The organism is Kingella sp. SNUBH-2017, assembly GCF_028680565.1.
Classification (GTDB): Bacteria; Pseudomonadota; Gammaproteobacteria; order Burkholderiales; family Neisseriaceae; genus Kingella_D; species Kingella_D pumchi.
The window spans coordinates 1-16,059 of record NZ_JAPHVK010000014.1 but is presented as its reverse complement, the minus strand read 5'-3'; the positions used below and the strand labels follow the sequence as shown (position 1 = coordinate 16,059).

The 16,059-nt window shown below is 58.9% G+C and carries 16 protein-coding genes and 1 pseudogene; 5 read left to right on the top strand and 12 right to left on the bottom strand.

What is annotated here, in order from left to right; genetic code table 11:
- Nucleotides 1-33 precede the first annotated feature (33 nt).
- A complete protein-coding gene (locus tag OP500_RS10095) occupies nt 34-867 on the bottom strand; it encodes a GPO family capsid scaffolding protein (RefSeq protein ID WP_274070857.1) in 834 nt (277 codons plus the stop codon).
- Nucleotides 868-1,014: 147 nt separating this feature from the next.
- Here OP500_RS10095 and OP500_RS10090 point away from each other — a divergent pair, with 147 nt between their 5' ends.
- Both OP500_RS10090 and OP500_RS10085 read left to right on the top strand, forming a co-directional pair.
- Nucleotides 1,015-2,841, top strand: a complete 1,827-nt coding sequence (locus OP500_RS10090; RefSeq protein WP_443135149.1) for a terminase large subunit domain-containing protein — start codon at nt 1,015-1,017, stop codon at nt 2,839-2,841.
- A gap of 46 nt (nt 2,842-2,887) precedes the next feature.
- Nucleotides 2,888-3,901, top strand: a complete 1,014-nt coding sequence (locus tag OP500_RS10085; RefSeq protein ID WP_274070856.1) for a phage portal protein — start codon at nt 2,888-2,890, stop codon at nt 3,899-3,901.
- A gap of 518 nt (nt 3,902-4,419) precedes the next feature.
- Here the strand turns inward: OP500_RS10085 and OP500_RS10080 are convergent.
- The 6 genes and pseudogenes from OP500_RS10080 to OP500_RS10055 all read right to left on the bottom strand — a co-directional run bounded on the left by OP500_RS10080 (nt 4,420) and on the right by OP500_RS10055 (nt 10,096).
- Entirely contained in the window at nt 4,420-4,758 is a 339-nt protein-coding gene (locus OP500_RS10080; protein WP_238745921.1) for a P-II family nitrogen regulator, read from the bottom strand.
- Nucleotides 4,759-4,833: 75 nt separating this feature from the next.
- Nucleotides 4,834-5,181, bottom strand: a pseudogene (locus tag OP500_RS10075) (HU family DNA-binding protein); the annotation flags it as partial.
- Nucleotides 5,182-5,343: 162 nt separating this feature from the next.
- Nucleotides 5,344-7,791 (bottom strand): endopeptidase La, encoded by a 2,448-nt coding sequence (gene lon, locus OP500_RS10070; protein WP_274070855.1) that lies wholly within the window; start codon nt 7,789-7,791, stop codon nt 5,344-5,346.
- Nucleotides 7,792-8,150: 359 nt separating this feature from the next.
- Complete coding sequence (locus tag OP500_RS10065; protein ID WP_238745927.1) at nt 8,151-8,570, bottom strand: NfeD family protein; 420 nt, start codon at nt 8,568-8,570, stop codon at nt 8,151-8,153.
- 48 nt (nt 8,571-8,618) lie between these two features.
- Nucleotides 8,619-9,611, bottom strand: a complete 993-nt coding sequence (holA, locus tag OP500_RS10060) for a DNA polymerase III subunit delta (protein WP_274070854.1) — start codon at nt 9,609-9,611, stop codon at nt 8,619-8,621.
- An 8-nt stretch (nt 9,612-9,619) separates the two neighbouring features.
- Nucleotides 9,620-10,096: an LPS-assembly lipoprotein LptE gene (locus tag OP500_RS10055; RefSeq protein ID WP_274070853.1), complete on the bottom strand. Its 477-nt coding sequence runs from the start codon at nt 10,094-10,096 to the stop codon at nt 9,620-9,622.
- 156 nt (nt 10,097-10,252) lie between these two features.
- Between OP500_RS10055 and bioA the strand changes: the two genes are divergently transcribed.
- Both bioA and bioD read left to right on the top strand, forming a co-directional pair.
- A complete protein-coding gene (gene bioA / locus OP500_RS10050; protein ID WP_238745932.1) occupies nt 10,253-11,563 on the top strand; it encodes an adenosylmethionine--8-amino-7-oxononanoate transaminase in 1,311 nt (436 codons plus the stop codon).
- Nucleotides 11,564-11,713: 150 nt separating this feature from the next.
- Complete coding sequence (bioD, locus tag OP500_RS10045) at nt 11,714-12,364, top strand: dethiobiotin synthase (protein ID WP_238745933.1); 651 nt, start codon at nt 11,714-11,716, stop codon at nt 12,362-12,364.
- Nucleotides 12,365-12,574: 210 nt separating this feature from the next.
- On the opposite strand, the gene dtd is transcribed toward bioD, so the two are convergent.
- The 4 genes from dtd to lptB all read right to left on the bottom strand — a co-directional run bounded on the left by dtd (nt 12,575) and on the right by lptB (nt 15,544).
- On the bottom strand, nt 12,575-13,009 hold the full coding sequence (dtd, locus tag OP500_RS10040) for a D-aminoacyl-tRNA deacylase (RefSeq protein WP_238745934.1): 435 nt from the start codon (nt 13,007-13,009) through the stop codon (nt 12,575-12,577).
- Between the two features lie 79 nt (nt 13,010-13,088).
- Nucleotides 13,089-13,382 carry a ribosome hibernation-promoting factor, HPF/YfiA family gene (gene hpf / locus OP500_RS10035; protein ID WP_274070852.1) on the bottom strand — a complete coding sequence of 98 codons (294 nt, stop codon included), beginning with the start codon at nt 13,380-13,382 and terminating at the stop codon, nt 13,089-13,091.
- Nucleotides 13,383-13,433: 51 nt separating this feature from the next.
- Nucleotides 13,434-14,792, bottom strand: coding sequence for an RNA polymerase factor sigma-54 (rpoN, locus tag OP500_RS10030; RefSeq protein WP_274070851.1), 1,359 nt, complete (start codon nt 14,790-14,792; stop codon nt 13,434-13,436).
- 14 nt (nt 14,793-14,806) lie between these two features.
- Nucleotides 14,807-15,544, bottom strand: coding sequence for an LPS export ABC transporter ATP-binding protein (gene lptB / locus OP500_RS10025; protein ID WP_238745940.1), 738 nt, complete (start codon nt 15,542-15,544; stop codon nt 14,807-14,809).
- Here lptB and OP500_RS10020 point away from each other — a divergent pair.
- Entirely contained in the window at nt 15,453-15,818 is a 366-nt protein-coding gene (locus OP500_RS10020; RefSeq protein WP_238745953.1) for a hypothetical protein, read from the top strand. The genes lptB and OP500_RS10020 overlap by 92 nt on opposite strands.
- A 59-nt stretch (nt 15,819-15,877) precedes the next feature.
- Here OP500_RS10020 and OP500_RS10015 read toward each other — a convergent pair.
- A partial coding sequence (locus tag OP500_RS10015) for a hypothetical protein (RefSeq protein WP_443135148.1) occupies nt 15,878-16,059 on the bottom strand: 182 nt, incomplete at its 5' end.

Below are 16,059 nucleotides of genomic sequence, written 5' to 3'. Positions count from 1 at the left end.
TTTGATGGGTGTGTTTGGTGTGGGGTGCTGTCTTTACCAGCCGACAGTGGGCGGGGTGTGGCCGGTGTGCGGTTGGCGCTCGGGTGTGGCGGGTTCGGTTTCGAGTTTTTGCAGCAGCTCGCTGTACTGTTTTTCGACGGTTTCGACTTTGGCGGCCAGCTTTTGAACCAGCTCTGCGGCGGCTTGGTATTCGGCGCGGTAGTCGGTCTGCGTTTCTGTGGGTTTTTCAGGCTGCTCTTCGACGATGATTTCGGGCTGGGGCCGTTCGTTTTTTTTGAACAGGGCAAGCAGGCGGGCGAAGATGCCTTCGGCGATTTGTTCGGTCTGTGCCCTGGCTTGGGTGTCGTCGGTTTGCTGCGGGGTTTCGGTCGGGGTCATGGCGGTGCTTTCTTCGATGGGTCGGTATTGGGAAAAGGTGGTGTCCTGTTGTCCGGCCAGTGCTTGGGCGCGGCTGTAGTTGGCGGTGGTGCCGAGACTGGCGGGGGTGTCGGTAATGGCGACGCCGACGAGATAGGCTTTGCCGGTGTTGGCAAAGTTGGCGGCGATTTCCATGCTGGTATAGATTTTTTGGCCGCTCTGCCACAGGTTTTGCAGGGCGGGCTGGACGGCGAAACGGGCAAGCAGGGCGGTTTTCTCGGGGTCTTTGTGCCATGCTTGGGCTTTGAGTTCGACTACGTCGCCGTAGCCGCCTGCGTACTCGGGAAACAGGAAATTCATGTGTTCGAGATTGATGCGGGCGCCGTAAACGTCGGGGTCGTAGCTTTCGGCCATTTGTTTGAGCGTGTCGGCTTCGATGGTGCGGCCGTCTATGGTGTCGCCGGATACGCCGATGATGCGCCAGTCGGTAGTAGGGGTTTTGCTGCCCATGATGGGGGTGCCTTGTCCGTGGTTGCGGGAAATGCGGGAATCTTGGCAAGTCGGGCGCTTTGGGTAAACCGGCGGGGATTTTGGGGGGATTTTTTAGGACGGGGCGGCTTTCAGGCTGCCTGAAAAGGCGGTTAGATTGCGTGCTGTGTGAATTTTTTGGAGTTTGCGGCGATGGCTGCGCTAAACAGTAATCTTGATCCGCGCATTCAGGCGCGGTTGTTGTATTGGCAGGGTTGGCGGATTTCGGATATTGCGCGCTCGCTGGGCATGAAGGCGGGCGTGATTTATTCGTGGAAAAGCCGGGAGAATTGGGACGGCGGTACGCCGATACAGCGGGTGCAGGCAAGCGCGGAGATGCGGCTGCACCAGCTGATGCACCAGCCGAAAAAGTCGGATGCGGACTATAAGGAAATCCGCCAGCTGTCGAATGTGGTGGCGGGCAGTGTGCGCTCTCCCCGCGAGACGGGGCAGCCTGAAAACGAAAAGGGCAGCCTGAACGGTGCGGCAGCGGATTATCGGGTGCCGGATATCGACCATCCGCCGCGTGCGCCTAGGGAGCGGCGGGAGCGGGTGCCGTCTAACCGCAAGACGGAATACAACTGTTTTTCTCCGGAGCAGGTCAAACGGGTGCAGGAGATTTTTAGGGAGCAGATGTTCGACTATCAGCGCTTTTGGCTGGAGTGCCGCGAGCGTTTCCGTAATCTTTTGAAATCGCGCCAAATCGGGGCGACGTTTTTCTTTGCGCGCGAAGCGCTGATGGATGCGCTGGTTTCGGGGAAAAACAAGATTTTTCTATCGGCATCTCGGGCGCAGGCATTTCAGTTTAAGCAGTACATGATTGACTTGGCCGAGATGGTGGGGGTGGAGCTGCGCGGGGATGCTATCCGCCTGAACAATGGGGCGACGCTGTATTTTCTCGGTACGAACAGCCGTACGGCGCAGGGGCGCCACGGGGATTTGTATGTGGACGAGTATTTTTGGATTCCGGACTTTAAGGAGTTGACGCGGCTGGCCAAGCCGATGGCGGCGCAAAAGCAGTATCGGATTACTTATTTTTCGACGCCTTCGGCGCTGTCGCATCCGGCTTATCCGTTTTGGTCGGGCGAGCAGTTTAATGAAGGGCGGCCGGTATCGGAGCAGGTGAAGTTTGCGGTGGATCATGCGGCGCTGGCTCCGGGGCGGCTGTGTGAAGATGGGCAGTTTCGGCAAATTGTTACGCTGGATGATGCGGAGAGAATGGGCTGCACGCTGTTTGACCGTGCGCAGCTGATGCGGGAGAACTCGCCCTCGGAGTTCCGCCAGCTGTTTATGTGTGAGTTTGTGGAGACGGGCGACGGGGTGTTTGATTTGGCTTCGCTGATGCGCTGCACGGTGAGTTCGTGGGATGTGTGGGCGGATTTCTATAAGCCGCTGGCTCGGCGGCCGGTGGGGGATTTGCCGGTGTGGATCGGTTACGACCCGGCGGATGGGGGGGATTCTGCGGCGCTGGTAGCGGTGCTGCCGCCGCGCTTTAACGGGGATGCGTTCCGTATTTTGGAGCGGCATCTGCTGCGGGGCAATGATTTTCAGGAGCAGGCGGATTTTGTCCGGGGGATGTTGTCGCGCTACCGGGTGGAAAAAATCGTGATTGATAAGACGGGGCTGGGGGCGGCGGTGTTCCAATTGGTGCAGGGCTTTTTTCCGCGTGTGCTGGGGATTAACTATTCGCTGCCGGAAAAGGCGCTGATGGTGGGCAAGATGCAGTCGCTGCTGCGCGATAAGCGGGTGCAGTGGGATACGGATTTTAAGGACGTTACGGCGGCGTTTTTGGCGATTCGGGCGGTCGTTACGGCCAGCGGGCGCAATGTTACTTACGAGAGCCCGCGATCGCGGGAAATCAGCCATGCGGATGTGGCGTGGGCGGCAATGCAGGTGTTTTATCAGGAACCGTTGGACGGTATCAGCCAGCCGCGCGGATCGGTGGAGATTTTTTAATTTAGGCTGCCTGCAATCAGGCGGCCGCTTTTGCTTGGAGTTTATTATGGATATCGATGTATTTAGTTTCGAAGATGTGGACGGCGAGCGCCGTTTGTTCGATTTTTTGGGCTGCGTGAACAACGGGGTCTATTTTGAGCCTCCGGTGTCGTGGGCGGATGTGCTGTCGCTGTTGGGCAAGGGGGTGCATCATGCCAGCGCCCTACAGGCCAAAATCAATATTTTAAAGGTTACGTTCCGGCCGACGAAGTGGCTGTCGCGCACGGAGTTTGAGAAGCTGGCCTTTAACTATCTGGTGCTGGGCAACGGCTATCTTGAGATTGTGCGCAACCGTTTGGGGGCGCCGATTGAGATGCGCAGCCGTTTGGCACTGTATATGCGCCGCGCGGCCAACCTGCGGGATTTCATTTATCTGCGCGACGGCTGGGCGCACGATTGGGAAAAAATTGGCGGCAACGATATGGTGCACATCATGCAGCCGAATCTGCGGCAGGAAGTCTATGGTCTGCCCTATTATCTGGCGGCCATCGACAGCGTGGAATTGAATGCGGCGGCAACGAAGTTCCGCGTGCGCTACTACCGCAACGGCTCGCATGCAGGGTTTATCCTGTATGCGACGGATGCAAATATCAACGAAGAAGACTGGGAGAATGTGAAAAATCAGTTGCGCAATGCTAAGGGAGCGGGCAATTTTAAAAACGTGCTGCTGCGCTCGCCCAACGGCAACGGCGAAGGCTTGAAGCTGATTCCGATTGCGGAAGTGGCGGCCAAAGATGAGTTCCTGAACATTAAGCAGGTGTCGGCGGAAGATATGCTGGCGGTGCACCGGGTGCCGCCGTCGCTGATGGGAATTGTGCCGAAGGCGGGCGGCGGCCTGGGTGATGCGGAAACGGCAGCGCGGGTGTTTGCCACCAATGAAGTGGCACCCTTGCAGCAGTCTTTTCTCGATGTGAACGACCTGCTGGGCTTTGAAGTGTTTGCGTTCGACCGTTATGTGATCGAGAGTGGGACAGCAGAAGCGGGGGGCGCCGGAACGGGCGGGGGAAGCGGGGGGCGGTAGCGTCAGATATGAGCCGTCGGCAATTGCCGACGGTTTTTTTTGTGCTCCCTCATGCGGCAACAGAAAAATTTTCAGATCTGGATGGCTGTAGGCACGCCGCGCGGGCTTCCCTCCCGCCTGCGCATGGCAGATAAAAACGCATTTTTTTATACATGGGCAAAATCCGCACCGTCCGTAGAATTGCAAGCGCTTGCGGCCGTTTTTTGGTTCTAAAAAATTACTCGTTTTCAAACCAAACCGCGCAATATTTTCCTAAACCTTGCGAGCCTGTTTTTCGCCTTGTTTTGCGTTCCACAAAAAAAATTCTGCCCTTGATTTTTCAACAAAAACCAATGCAGAAAACTTAATAATTGCGGAACAAAAATTGTACTATATCCCGTACAAATACTACATTTATTTGCTTGTATCGTGAAAGCGGCAAATGCCCAAACGCTTTTTCGGGTTTTTGCCGTTTCAGGCTGCCGCAAACAGCGGCCGGGCAGCCTGAAAAACGGCGGCGCTTGAGCCTGCAGCCGGCTTTATACGGCGGCTTCCGCGGTTTCGCCGGTGCGGATGCGGATGACTTCTTCTACCGGCAGGATAAAGATTTTACCGTCGCCGATTTTGCCGGAACGGGCGGTTTCGATGATGGTTTCCACCGCCCGCTCGACCAGATCGTCGGCCAGCACCAGCTCGATTTTGACTTTGGGCAGGAAATCGACGGCGTATTCGGCACCGCGATAGACTTCGGTGTGGCCTTTCTGGCGGCCGAAACCTTTGACTTCGCTCACGGTCATGCCGGTGATGCCGATTTCGGTGAGTGCTTCACGTACATCGTCGAGTTTGAAGGGTTTGATGACGGCTTCGATTTTTTTCATGGCGCTAAACGGTTGGTTTCAAATGCACAGGCAGCCTGAAAAGGTTTTCAGGCTGCCTGATGGGAAAGCGGCAGGTTATTTTTTGCCTTTTTTGGCCGGTGCTTTTTTGGCAGCGGGCGCGAGCGCGTCTTTCAGCGCTTTGCCGGGGGTAAATTTCGGCACGCGGGCGGCCGGAATCTGGATCGGCTCTTTGGTTTTGGGGTTCAGGCCTTGGCGGGCTGCACGTTCGGCCACTTTGAAAGCGCCGAAGCCGACCAGCGAAATGCTGTCGCCGCCGTGCAGGGCTTCTTTCACTACTTCGGTAAAGGCATCCAGTGCTTTGCCGGCGTCGGCTTTGCTCAAACCAGCCTTCTGGGCGATGGCATCAACCAATTCGGATTTGTTCATATCAGTCCCTTTCTGTAAGGATAGATGGAGAAAAAGCGTGCCGACGCCCTTTTTTGGCGGGCTGCCGGTACCGTTTTGAAACTGCGCTGGGTTATATCAATTCTCAAATTGCGGTGTCAAGCAATAAATGCAGGGCGGCGGCTTTTTTTCCGCTTTGCCAGCCGCCTGCAGGCTTTATGCAACACTGGCGCGGTTTTTTCAGTGCTGGCGCGTTTTCGGGCTTGACTTGGCCTTCTTGGCTGTGACAGGCGCGGCCGGCGTTTCAGGCTGCCCTTCGGCGCGGTAGGGTTCGGGCTGGCGTTCCAAACCCCACTCGAAGACCTGGTCTATCCACTGCACCGGATGGATTTCCAGCCCTTCTTTGACGTTTTGCGGGATTTCTTCCAAATCCTTCACATTGTCTTTGGGAATCAGCACATGCTTGATGCCGCCGCGCAGGGCGGCCAGCAGTTTTTCCTTCAAGCCGCCGATGGGCAGGACTTCGCCGCGCAGGGTGATTTCGCCGGTCATGGCTACGTCGGCGCGCACGGGGATGTTGGTCAGAGCGGACACCATCGCCAGCGTCATGGCGATGCCGGCGCTGGGGCCGTCTTTGGGTGTGGCGCCTTCGGGCACATGGACGTGCATGTCGTGCTTCTCGTAAAAGTCGGGCGCGATGCCGAGACTTTCGGCGCGGGAGCGCACAACCGTCCACGCGGCGCTGATCGATTCCTGCATCACGTCGCCCAGTTTGCCGGTGCGCACGATGTTGCCTTTGCCTTTGAGCGCGGCCGCTTCGATGGTCAAGAGTTCGCCGCCGACTTCTGTCCACGCCAGGCCGGTTACTTGGCCGATGCGGTTTTCGCTGGCGGAAACGCCGTAGTCGAAACGGCGCACGCCGAGAAAATCGTGCAGATTGGCGGCGCTAACGGTGATGGTTTGCGCTTTTTTGCTGCGCGAGCCGGTTTTCAGGCTGCCTTTGCGTTCGGTTTGGATCACGGCTTTGCGGCAGATTTTGGCGATTTCGCGGTCGAGCGAGCGCACACCGGCTTCACGGGTGTAGTAGCGCACGATGTCGCGCACCGCGCTTTCTTCCACTTTGAGCTCGCCTTCTTTCACGCCGTTGCGCTGCATCTGTTTGGGTACCAGATACTGCATGGCGATGCTGACTTTTTCGTCTTCGGTGTAGCCGGAAAGACGGATGATTTCCATGCGGTCGAGCAGGGCGGGCGGGATGTTCAGGCTGTTGGACGTGGCGATGAACATCACGTCGCTCAGATCGTAATCGACTTCGATGAAGTGATCGGCGAATTTGCTGTTTTGCTCGGGATCGAGCACTTCCAACAGCGCCGCAGCGGGGTCGCCGCGAAAATCGTTGCCGAGTTTGTCGATCTCGTCGAGCAGAAACAGCGGGTTTTTCACGCCGGCTTTAACCATGCTCTGCATGATTTTGCCGGGCATCGAGCCGATGTAGGTGCGGCGGTGGCCGCGGATTTCGCTCTCGTCGCGCACGCCGCCCAGCGCCATGCGCACGTATTTGCGGCCGGTGGCTTTGGCGATGGACTCGCCCAGCGAAGTCTTACCGACCCCGGGCGGACCGACCAGACACAGGATCGGGCCTTTGATTTTGTCGGTGCGTTTTTGCACGGCCAAATATTCCAAAATGCGCTCTTTGACCTTTTCCAGCCCGTAGTGGTCGGCATCCAGCACCAAATCGGCCTTGGCGATGTCTTTGCTGACGCGGGTTTTCTTTTTCCACGGCAATTCGACCAGCGTTTCGATGTAGTTGCGCACCACGGTGGCTTCGGCCGACATCGCCGGCATCATTTTCAGCTTTTTAAACTCGGACAGCGCTTTTTCTTCCGCTTCCTTAGGCATGCCGGCGGCGCGGATCTGTTTTTCCAGTGCTTCCATCTCGCCGCGCTCGTCTTCTTCGCCGAGCTCTTTCTGAATCGCCTTAATCTGTTCGTTCAGATAGTACTCGCGCTGGGATTTGTCCATCTGGCGTTTGACTTTGCCGCGGATGCGTTTTTCCACTTGCAGGATGTCCAGCTCGCCTTCGATCTGGCCGAGTAGGTATTCCATGCGCTCGGTGGCGTCGGCGGTGTCCAGAAGATGCTGGCGCTGTTCGAGTTTCAGCTGCAGATGGGCGGCGATGGTGTCGGCCAGGCGGCCGTTGTCGCTGATTTCCTGGATGGACGACAGCACTTCGCCGGGAATGCGTTTGTTGAGCTTGGCGAACTGGTCGAACTGCGCCAGCAGGGTGCGGCGCAGCGCTTCGCTGTCGGCGCCGGCGTGTTCGGTTTCGGCCACCGGCAGGATTTGGCTTTCGAAATGGCTGCCGTTGTCGTACACGCTGAGGGCGCGGGCGCGGAACATGCCTTCGACCAGCACTTTGACCGTGCCGTCGGGCAGCTTCAGCACCTGCACGATTTTGGCGATGGTGCCGGTGGCGTGCATATCATCGGGATTGGGCGTTTCGTCGTTGCCGTTGCGCTGGGCAAGCAGGAACACCGGCGTGTCGGCATCCATGGCGGCGTTGAGCGCGGCCACGGATTTTTCGCGGCCGACAAACAGCGGCAGCACCATGTGCGGGTAAACCACCATGTCGCGCAGCGGCAGGGTGGGCAGGGAATGGGTTTCCGGAGTGTGGGGTGTATAGGCCATCGGAGTCTCGTGATGTTCGGGTTTGTTCGGTGCCGGCAAAGAGCGTTTGCCCCTGCCGGCGGTTCGCCCTAAATAGGGCGGAAGGCGGCGGATTTCAAGCGGGGATGCTTGGGGAGATGGTATTTTGCGGTTTAGGGGGTTTTCAGGCTGCCTGAAAATGTGGGATTCGGATACTTTATACGGCAGCTTTCAGGCAGGTTTTCTTAGCTGGACAAATAGTTTGAAGCAGCCTGAAAACAACAGGGCGGCGGTGGTTTGATTCGGTTTTAATTTTAAGGATTTCCATTTCCGTCGGCAAAAAAACTTCAGGCAGCCTGAAACGCTTTTCAGGCTGCCTGAAAGGCAACGGGCTGCGGTGCTTAGCGCGGGCGGCCGCTGCGGCGTTTGGATTTGTTTTTCTGGCGCGCCATTTCCTGATTGGCAGCCTGTTTGCTGATGCGCTCGCTCAGGCGGCGTTCGGCTTCCTGTTCGGAGCAGTTCATTGCTTTGCTGGCGATGAAAACCGCGTCTTTGCGCGCCTGGCCGCCGGTGAAGTACATGCGGCGCAGGTCGGCGGGGTGGATTTTGCCGGCTTTGAGATCGATGTTGAAACGGGCGGCGCTGTCGATCAGTTTTTTCTGCTTCCAGTACATAAAGCCGGTGGCGCCGCCGACGGCGCCGGCAACCAGGCCGACGCCGCTTAAAAGCGCCCAATACCAGCTGGCGCCGAGCAGGTAGGCGACCATGGCAATAAAGGCGGCCATGGCAAACCAAACGATAAAGATGCGGGTTCTGTCCATAATGGGGTTCCTTGTTAAATCATGGTAAGGGCAGCCTGAAAACGGTTTTCAGGCTGCCAAACGGGTAATCAGCCGCTTGATTCCGTCCCAAGCGTCGCCGTCTTCGGCGCCTTTGATCTGGCGGTCGATGCGGGCGCATTCCTGCAGCGCGGCGGTAAGGCGGGCGGGGCTGATGCGGGCGGCGGCAGGCGGGGCGCTGTGCTGTTTGTCGCCCCACAGGCGCAATTCGTTGCGCACGCTCTGCACGCTGCGCCCCTGCTTGAGCGCGGCCGAGAGCCGGATCAGGGTGCGGATGTCTTCGCTGAGCGACCACAGCAGCAAAACCGGCTCTTCGCCTTCGGCCTGCAGGCCTTCGAGCAGTTGGGCGCTGCGGCGGATGTCGCCGCGCATCCAGGCCGATGAAAGCTGGAAAACGTCGAAACGGGCGACGTTGGCCACTGCGTTTTCCGCTTCGGCCAGCGTCAGCAGATGGCCTTTGGGGTAGAGCAGGGCGAGTTTGTCGATTTCCTGCGCTGCCGCCAGCAGATTGCCTTCCACGCGCGAAGCAAACAGCGACAGCGCTTCGCCGTCGATATCCAGATCGCGCGCGTTCAGGCGGCGGCGTATCCAGGCGGGCAGCTCGGCGGCGCCGACGGGCTTGGCTTCGTAAACCGTGCCGTTTTTGGCAAACGCGGCGAACCATTTGCTCTGCTGCTGGCTGCGTTCGAGCTTGGGCATCACGACAAGGGTAAGGGTGTCCGGCGGCGGGTTTTGCGCCAGCTCCAGCAGCACGTCACCGCCGTTTTTGCCGGGCTTGCCGTTGGGAACGTGAATTTCCAGCAGCTTCAAATCGGCAAACAGCCCGCTGCTGGCGGCGGCGCCGAGAATGTCTTTCCAGTTGAACTGCGAATCTTCGCTGCTGTAGCGCTCGCGGTTGAGATAGCCTTGTTCGCGGGCGGCGGCACGCAGGGCGTCGAGCGCTTCGATGCGCAGCAGGTCTTCTTCGCCGTGCAGCAGGTAAAGCGGCTTCAAAGGGGCGTTCAGGCTGCCTGAAAATGCCATGCTTGCCCCTATTCGGCACTCAGAAAGCGCAGGCGGTAAACAATCTGCTCGGCGGCATCGGCCTGCATTTCTTTCCACACGGTCTGCTCTTCTTCCTGCTTGCCCAACACCATGCTGTCGGCGTAGGGCAGGGTGCGGCGCACTTCGACTTCAATCGGCGCGCCCCACGGCTGGCCGTTGCGGTAGGCCTGCGCCGACACTTTCAGCGACAGCAGGTATTCGTTGAGCTTGGCGGCGCGGGTGATGGTGTAGATGTCTTTTTTGCTGTCGATATTGACGATTTCCAAATCCGCCTGCGCGTGGGCGGCGGCAACCGGCAGCGCATCGGCATGGCGCAGCGCGTCTTCCAGCGGCTGCTGCAGCGAGTTGCCGGCAACATGCCAGGCGCGTACCGGCAGCGAACCGCCCAGCAGGCGGCCTTTGGGTTGGAAGCCGCAGGCGGCCAGAAGCAGCGCGGCAAAGAGAGCGAAAATTCTGATGGTCATAAGTTTTGCAGGCGCTCGGGCGCCGGTTGTGCCGCGAAAGCGGCGGCGGTGTGTATTATAGCGGAAAGACTCTATAATTGCTGGTTTGGGTTGGAATGCGTTAACAAACGTTAGCACGATTGCGCGGCTTTCAGGCTGCCTGAAACGGAGAACATTATGGATTGGAACACGCTGGCGGAAATCGACCGCCGTCACATCTGGCACCCGTATGCCACCATCCCCAACCGCCTGCCGGTGTATCCGGTTGCGCGGGCGCAGGGCTGCACGCTCGAATTGGCCGACGGCCGCCGCCTGATCGACGGCATGTCTTCGTGGTGGGCGGCGCTGCACGGCTACAACCATCCGCGGCTCAACCGCGCTGCCGCCGCCCAGCTGGAAAACATGAGCCATGTGATGTTTGGCGGCCTGACCCACGAACCGGCGGTGCGGCTGACGCAGGCGCTGCTCGACATCCTGCCCGCGCCGCTGAACCGCGTGTTTTATACCGACAGCGGCTCGGTGGCGGTGGAAGTGGCGATGAAAATGGCGCTGCAGTACCAAAGAGCCGTCGGGCAGCCTGAAAGCCGCTGCCGCTTCGCCGCCGTGCGCGCCGGCTATCATGGCGACACCTGGCACGCGATGTCGGTGTGCGGCCCGGAAACCGGCATCCACAGCCTGTTTGCCGCCGGATTGCCGCTGCAGTATTTCCTGCCGCAGCCGGCCAGCCCCTTTCACGGCGAATGGCAGCCTGAAAGCATCGCGCCGCTGGCCGATCTGCTGGCGCAAAAGCACCACGAAATCGCCGGCCTGATACTCGAACCCATCGTGCAGGGCGCCGGCGGCATGTATTTCTACCACCCCGAATACCTGCGCCGCGCCCGCGAATTGTGCGACCATTACGGCGTGGCGCTGATATTCGACGAAATCGCCACCGGGTTTGGCCGTAGCGGCAAAATGTTTGCGCTCGAACACGCCGGCGTGGTGCCCGACATCATCACCCTGGGCAAGGGGCTGACCGGCGGCTATCTCACGCTGGCCGCCGCCGTCTGCCACGAGCGCATCGCCCAAGCCATCGACGAGAGCGACCATCCCTGGCTGATGCACGGCCCCACCTTTATGGCCAACCCGTTAGCCTGCGCGGTGGCCGCCGAAAGCCTGGCCATGCTGCGCGAAAGCCCGTGGCAAGAGCGGGTGGCGCAAATCGAAAGCATGATGCGCGACGGGCTGGCCGCCGCCGCCGGCTGGCGCTGCGTGCGCGAAGTGCGCGTGCTCGGCGCCATCGGCGTGCTGGAAATGCACGCGCCGGTGCCAACCGCCACCCTGCAGCCGCGGCTGGTCGATAAAGGCGTGTGGGTGCGCCCCTTCGGCAATATGGTTTACCTGATGCCGCCCTTTGTGATTTCCGCCGACGAATTGCAGTTTCTCGTCCGCCAGACGCTGGCGGCGGTTGCCGAAGAATACGGCGAAGAGTGGACGCCGGCAGCCTGAAAATATCCGCAGCGTTTTCAGGCTGCCCCAACACCAAGCAGCCTGAAAAACGCCTGCTATCCCTTTGTTGATTGCTTCCCCATCTTTTCAGACTGCTTTTTTTCAGGCAGCCTGAAAGGGCGAAAGCAGCCTGAAAACGGAATCCCGAATATGAATCCCAAGCCAAGCGTTTATTTTGTCAGCGGCATCGACACCGGCGTCGGCAAAACCGTCGCCACCGGCATTTACGCCCGCGAACTGGCGGCGCAGGGGCGGCGCGTCAGCACCCAGAAAGTGGTGCAGACCGGCTGCAGCGGCATCGCCGAAGACATACTCGTCCACCGCCTGCTGCAAAACCAGGGGCTCACCCGCCACGACCACAGCGGCGCCAGCTGCCCCTACGTTTTTTCCTACCCCTGCTCGCCGCATCTGGCCGCCGAACGCGAAGGCCGCGAAATCAGCCCCGTCCGCATCGACGCCGCCACCGCCCATATGCTGAAAGACTACGACACCATCCTGCTCGAAGGCGCCGGCGGCCTGATGGTGCCGCTCACCCGCAACCTGACTCTGCTCGACTTTGCCGCCGAGCGCGGCTACCCGCTGGTGCTGGTCAGCAACGGCCGGCTCGGCAGCATCAACCACACCCTGCTCAGCCTGCACGCCGCCCGCAGCGCCGGCCTGCCGGTGCAGCGCCTGATTTTCAACCGCTACCCCGAGACCGATGCCGCCATCACCGCCGAAACCGAACGCTATCTGCGCGACTACCTGCGCCGGCATTTCCCGCAGGCCGAATGGTCGGTGCTGGAACGCATCGGCAACTGATGCGGCAGCCTGAAAAGCGCGCGGCAAAAAGCAGCCTGAAAGCCCAGTTGGTGCTTTCAGGCTGCTTTGGCGTGCGGGTGTTTGAAAAGCGGAGACGGTTGGAATGGAAAGTGCGGCTGCTGTCCGAAGCGTAAAGACCGTGGCGGCAGGCAGCCTGAAAAGCGCTCCCAAGCCTTTCAGGCTGCCATTGCGGGCAAGGCAGCCTGAAAATCAGACCTGCAGCCAGAAAGTTACCGGCCCGTCGTTTTGCAGGCTGACCTGCATTTCGGCACCGAAGCGGCCGGTAGCGGTGGGCAGGCGCTCGGCGGCGCGGTGGTGAAAGCGCTGATAGAGGTGCTCGGCGCTCTGCGGTTCGGCGGCGGACGAAAAGCTCGGGCGCAGGCCTTTGGCAGTGTCGGCGGCGAGGGTGAACTGGGAAACCACCAGCAGGCTGCCGCCGGCCTGGCAGACGTTGAGGTTCATTTTGCCGTCTGCATCCGAGAACACGCGGTAGTTCAGCACTTTGTCGAGCAGTTTGTCGCAGCGCGCATCGTCGTCGCCGCGCTCGACGCCGAGCAAAACCAGCAGGCCGCGGCCGATTTCGCCGACGGTTTGGCCGCCGGTTTCGACTTTGGCACGGGCTACGCGTTGGATAAGGGCAATCATGGTTTTCTTTCGTGTTAGGTAAAAAGATGGCAATGCAAAAGGCAGCCTGAAAAGCGTTTCAGGCTGCCTTTGGGGGCGTTTATCTTACGTTGCGGCTTTTCTCTTTGTATTGGAGAACGGCGCGGTCGAGTTTGTCGGCCAAAACGTCAATGGCGGCGTACATGTTTTCCGGTTCCTGCGCTTCCACATGAAGGTCTTTGCCGGACAAATGGAGCTGGGCGGCGGCTTTGTGGCCGTTTTTTTCCTGCGACAGCGTAACGGTGGCGGAAATGATGCCGTCGCTGTGGCGCTGGATACGCTCCAATTTGTCTGCAACTCGGTTTCGCACGGCTTCGGTAACGTCGAAGTTCAAACCGGTGATTTTCAGATTCATGATGCTCACTCCTATACGGGGTTGAAGGCTGCCTGAAAGGGCAGAGGGAAATCAACTGTGTCGGCGGTGTTGCACGGGCGGGATGCCCAATTGTTCGCGGTATTTGGCCACGGTGCGGCGGGCAATGTCGATGCCCTGCTGGTGGAGGAACTTGTGCAGCATGCAGTCGGAGTAGGGTTTGCGTTTGTCTTCGTTATCGACAAGCTGGCTGATAACGGATTTGATGGCGTTGGCGCTCAGGCCTTCTTTGGTGTCGCCGCTGACTGCGTGGCTGAAGAAATAGCGTAACGCAAACAGCCCCTGCGGGCAAGCCAAATATTTGTTGCTGACGGCGCGGGAAATGGTGCTTTCGGCGAGATTCAGATGCTGGGCGCATTCTTTGAGCAGCATCGGCGCCAGCGCGATTTCGCCGAACTGGAAAAAGTCCTGCTGGCGCTCGACGATGTATTCGGCCACGCGCAGCACGGTGTTTTTGCGCTGGGCGAGCATGTCGATTTTCTGCTTGGCACCGATGATTTTTTCGCGCCAGGCGCTGTCGATGCCGTCGCTGTCGGCAAGCGCGTCGGACAATTCCTGGTTGATGCGGATTTGCGGGCCCGATTCGCGGTTGCTGAACGCCTGCCAGCCTTTGCCGTCGTTATGGACGAAAATATCGGGGCTGACGTAGGACACCGGTTCGCCGCTGGAAAAGCCGTAGGCGGGATAAGGATTCAGGCCGGTGATCATTTTGAGCGCGGCTTTGAGCACGCTGTCGCTGAACTCGGGCAGCAGCTTGCCCAGGCGGATGACGTTTTTGGGCTGGTTGGGCGTGAGCTTGTCCAAATGGTGCATAACGATATGCGAGGCGCAGCGGCGCGCCAGCGTAATCGGCAGGCGGGAGAGCTGGTGCAGCAGCGACTGCTGCAGGTTTTCGGTGGCGATGCCGGGCGGGTCGAAATTACGCAGGTGCTCGAGCGCGATTTCCAGATCTTCTTCGCTGAGCATCCATTCCAAAGGCGTGTTGTCGACGATTTCTTCGATGCTTTCGGTCAGATAGCCTTTTTCGTCGAGAAAATCGATCAGCACATGCACATGCGCCGCTTCCAGCTGCGTGAGCGGATGCTCGCTCACCTGCTTGTGCAGATAGGCGTAGAGGTCTTCTTCGTCGGCCAGATTTTCCCAGGCGCTTTCGCTGTCTTCCAAACTCACATTGCGCTGCGACACCGCCGCCGATACCAGCGGCGGCTCGTAGGGCAGCTCGCTCTCGCCGTCGCTCTCGACCTTTTCCAGCAGCGGATTGTCCAGCAGCCAGTCTTCCACTTCGCGCTCGATTTCCTGGCTCGACATCTGCAGCACGCGCAAAGACTGCTGCATGCTCTGGTTGAGCTGCTGGCTTTGTTTCAGCTTGAGTTGGAAGTTGTTTTCGCTCATGGTTTCAAACGGCTTCAGTAATCGAAGTTTTCGCCCAAATACACCGCGCGCACCTGCTCGTCGGCCACCAGTTCTTCCGGTTTGCCCGAGGCGAGCACCGTGCCTTCGCTGATGATGTAGGCACGGTCGCAGATGCGTAGGGTTTCGCGCACGTTGTGGTCGGTAATCAGCACGCCGATACCGCGCTCTTTCAAAAAGGCGATGATTTTCTGGATGTCGATCACCGCAATCGGATCGACGCCGGCAAAGGGTTCGTCCAGCAGGATAAAGCGCGGCTGCATCGCCAGCACGCGGGCGATTTCCACCCGCCGCCGCTCGCCGCCCGAGAGCGCGGGCGCCGGACTGGCGCGCAGGCGGCCGATGTTGAGGTCTTCAAGCAGCTTTTCCAGACGGCGGTCGATTTCGGCCTTGTCTTTCAGATTGATTTCCAAAATGGCGCGGATGTTCTGCTCCACCGTCATCTTGCGGAAAATCGACGCTTCCTGCGGCAGATAGCCGATACCGGCGCGGGCGCGCTCGTAAATCGGGCGGTGGCGCAGCTCGACGCCGTCGAGCGTGATGCTGCCGGCATCGGCGGCAATCAGGCCGACAATCATGTAAAAACTGGTGGTTTTGCCCGCGCCGTTGGGGCCGAGCAGGCCGACCACTTCGCCGCTGGCGATGTCCAAAGAAAAATCTTTGACCACGCGGCGTTTTTTAAACGATTTCTGCAAACCGGCAACGTGCAAAACGGAAGGGGAAGATGAAGTCATAAAGTTTACTGGAAGCAAGATGGCGCAGAGCCGCCAACAGGGCGGCGGCAGGGATGAGGAAATTATACCGACAATATCCGCGCCTTCCAAAACCGCGTCGCCGCCGTTTTCAGGCAGTCTGAAACGCAAAACGGCAGGATTTTGTTCTAGTTATTTGAATCAAAAGGAAAGAGTTGGCAAGCAGCCTGAAAAAACCCCACCGCCCGTGTGCGGTGCAAAGGGCGGATTTGCCACAACGGCAACCAAAAGCAGCCTGAAAAACAGGCATAAGTAACAAATTTACTGCTCAATCTGAGAAACGGGGCACTAAGTAACAAATTTACTGCTGAAAATTTATTTTTCAGAGAAATAATCCTGAATAAACTTTATCTTGTTAGCCTTACTCATGCCGTGATGGCACTCCAAATGCCGCTTTAATCCGGCAAATGCGCCATCAAGCAGATTGGTGGTGTTTGGGATGCTCAAATCGGGATGCTCTTCAAACACAAACAGGTTGCCCATGTTCCGTTTCAGGC

What these genes read in the sequence shown, in the direction of transcription:
- lptB (WP_238745940.1), bottom strand. Translation starts at nt 15,544, where the DNA reads ATGACTTCATCTTCCCCTTCCGTTTTGCACGTTGCCGGTTTGCAGAAA.
- holA (WP_274070854.1), bottom strand. Translation starts at nt 9,611, where the DNA reads ATGGCATTTTCAGGCAGCCTGAACGCCCCTTTGAAGCCGCTTTACCTG.
- rpoN (WP_274070851.1), bottom strand. Translation starts at nt 14,792, where the DNA reads ATGAGCGAAAACAACTTCCAACTCAAGCTGAAACAAAGCCAGCAGCTC.
- lon (WP_274070855.1), bottom strand. Translation starts at nt 7,791, where the DNA reads ATGGCCTATACACCCCACACTCCGGAAACCCATTCCCTGCCCACCCTG.
- OP500_RS10065 (WP_238745927.1), bottom strand. Translation starts at nt 8,570, where the DNA reads ATGGACAGAACCCGCATCTTTATCGTTTGGTTTGCCATGGCCGCCTTT.
- dtd (WP_238745934.1), bottom strand. Translation starts at nt 13,009, where the DNA reads ATGATTGCCCTTATCCAACGCGTAGCCCGTGCCAAAGTCGAAACCGGC.
- OP500_RS10020 (WP_238745953.1), top strand. Translation starts at nt 15,453, where the DNA reads ATGTCCAAAGAAAAATCTTTGACCACGCGGCGTTTTTTAAACGATTTC.
- OP500_RS10055 (WP_274070853.1), bottom strand. Translation starts at nt 10,096, where the DNA reads ATGACCATCAGAATTTTCGCTCTCTTTGCCGCGCTGCTTCTGGCCGCC.
- OP500_RS10095 (WP_274070857.1), bottom strand. Translation starts at nt 867, where the DNA reads ATGGGCAGCAAAACCCCTACTACCGACTGGCGCATCATCGGCGTATCC.
- OP500_RS10085 (WP_274070856.1), top strand. Translation starts at nt 2,888, where the DNA reads ATGGATATCGATGTATTTAGTTTCGAAGATGTGGACGGCGAGCGCCGT.
- OP500_RS10080 (WP_238745921.1), bottom strand. Translation starts at nt 4,758, where the DNA reads ATGAAAAAAATCGAAGCCGTCATCAAACCCTTCAAACTCGACGATGTA.
- bioD (WP_238745933.1), top strand. Translation starts at nt 11,714, where the DNA reads ATGAATCCCAAGCCAAGCGTTTATTTTGTCAGCGGCATCGACACCGGC.
- hpf (WP_274070852.1), bottom strand. Translation starts at nt 13,382, where the DNA reads ATGAATCTGAAAATCACCGGTTTGAACTTCGACGTTACCGAAGCCGTG.
- bioA (WP_238745932.1), top strand. Translation starts at nt 10,253, where the DNA reads ATGGATTGGAACACGCTGGCGGAAATCGACCGCCGTCACATCTGGCAC.